This is a genomic window from Thalassospira sp. MCCC 1A01428 (genome assembly GCF_002115825.1).
Lineage (GTDB): Bacteria > Pseudomonadota > Alphaproteobacteria > Rhodospirillales > Thalassospiraceae > Thalassospira.
Genome location: NZ_JFJZ01000193.1, coordinates 1 through 302, shown reverse-complemented (window position 1 = coordinate 302; position 302 = coordinate 1). Strand labels below are relative to the sequence as shown.

Genomic DNA, 302 nt, shown 5'->3' with positions numbered 1-302 from the left:
CTATGTCACCAGCATCTGGGGTTGGTTCGACAAGATGAAAAAAGGGTGGTGAAAATGGGATTTGCCACATTGCTGCGGTTTGCCTTGGCGAATTGGCGGCTTATTTTGATCGGCGGCGGGGTTATCCTCGTCGCCGGTTTTTTATGGTCCTATCAGGTCCGGCTTGCCAATGCCCGGGCTGATGCAGCACAGGCGCGTTATCAGGTTTTGGCCGACGCCAATGCCGCGAACCTGAAAACCATTGAGCGTATGCAGGCGGACCGTGCGGCGGCCGATGCGGTGATGTTGCGCGAACAGCAGCG

General features: G+C 57.0%; 1 protein-coding gene. It reads left to right on the top strand.

Annotation, left to right across the window (positions count from 1 at the left end; all coding sequences use genetic code 11):
• Nucleotides 1-54: 54 nt before the first annotated feature.
• The coding region (locus THS27_RS26560) for a hypothetical protein (RefSeq protein WP_210403050.1) at nucleotides 55-302 on the top strand (248 nt) is incomplete at its 3' end.